The following is a 1,145-nucleotide window of genomic DNA, read 5'->3' as shown; positions in this document are numbered from 1 at the left end:
TTTGTAATTCCCCAACAGGCTGTGAAATTTTTAGTAATTCTTGTGCAAGCTGCTCACGTAAAGCAGAAGTTAATGGTTGAGTGACCACGACCAGTACATCAAGATCACTTTCTGGCCCTAAACCACCGTCAACAGCTGAACCATAAAGATAAATTGCAAATAATGATTCCGCTAAAAGCTGCTGTAATTTTTCTTGTAGATATTCTAACTGAATTAAATCAGGCATCACTCACTCCTTTAATGGAAGATTAAATAATTCTCTATCTCGATTTTCGGTTAAGTATTTATCGAGTTGAGCCATTAACTTTTCATGAGCAACAGTGTCATTTTCGACGATTTTTAACATACAAGAGCCGATTAAAATCTTACGTCTTGTATCATTCTTTCGTTCTAACTCTTTTTGCTTAGAACGTTCACGAGCTACAGCAGCTTGTTTTTGAGCTTTTAACTGTTTTAACCGCTCTTGTTGCTTAGAAATTTGTTGTTCCAATGACTCAATTTTCATCTTTAACATACCTTTCAAATAGAGGAAATCCCCCTAAATCATAAGCGCACTTGAACATTGCTTTCAAGTTGCTATATGATTGTTGTGGGTTTTCCCGAAGGGCGCACTTTCCCAAACTAAAGTTTGGAGTGCGTAAGGGGACACCCCTTAACCCCGAAAAAAAATTTTCAATTTTTTTTTAAAAACACTTGTCAATGGGACTTTACATCGTGGCTATTTTTCACTTTGCAGTAAAAAATATTAGTCGATCAGATGGTCGAAGTGCTGTTGCGTGTGCTGCATATAGATCAGGGGAAAAATTGAAAGATGAACGCTATGGAAAAGAGCAGGATTACACGAAGAAAACAGGCATAGAATTTAAAAATATCTATGCGCCTGAAAACACCAAAAAAGAATTATTAGATCGGGAAACGCTTTGGAATACGGTCGAAACCATTGAAACTAGAAAAAACTCTCAATTATCAAGAGAATTTGAAGTTGCATTTCCTTGTGAATTAAACCAAGAACAACGAGAGAAGATGCTCAATGAGCTATGCGGAAAAATTGTAGAACGTCATAAGGTCGTTGTTGATGCAGTCATTCATGCCCCACATACCGCAGGCGGAACTGATGACCGCAACTATCACGCCCACATCATGCC

General features: G+C 37.7%; 3 protein-coding genes. 1 reads left to right on the top strand and 2 read right to left on the bottom strand.

Features of this window, described 5'->3' with window-relative positions; translation table 11 throughout:
- Nucleotides 1–226: nucleotidyltransferase domain-containing protein (locus FTV38_RS17840; RefSeq protein WP_180023082.1), on the bottom strand; the 226-nt coding region annotated here is incomplete at its 3' end.
- Nucleotides 227–229: 3 nt separating this feature from the next.
- Nucleotides 230–505, bottom strand: coding sequence for a hypothetical protein (locus FTV38_RS17835; protein WP_004919011.1), 276 nt, complete (start codon nt 503–505; stop codon nt 230–232).
- A 209-nt stretch (nt 506–714) separates the two neighbouring features.
- Here FTV38_RS17835 and FTV38_RS17830 point away from each other — a divergent pair.
- Nucleotides 715–1,145 (top strand): MobA/MobL family protein (locus FTV38_RS17830; protein WP_180023081.1); only part of this gene is annotated, 431 nt, incomplete at its 3' end.

Source organism: Acinetobacter sp. YH16044 (assembly GCF_013417145.1).
Taxonomy (GTDB): Bacteria; Pseudomonadota; Gammaproteobacteria; order Pseudomonadales; family Moraxellaceae; genus Acinetobacter; species Acinetobacter amyesii.
The sequence above is the reverse complement of the archived record's forward strand: the minus strand, read 5'-3'. Positions and strand labels throughout refer to the sequence as shown.

Bases quoted from the DNA above. Each gene is read 5' to 3' on its own strand.
- FTV38_RS17835 (WP_004919011.1), bottom strand. From the start codon at position 505: ATGAAAATTGAGTCATTGGAACAACAAATTTCTAAGCAACAAGAGCGG.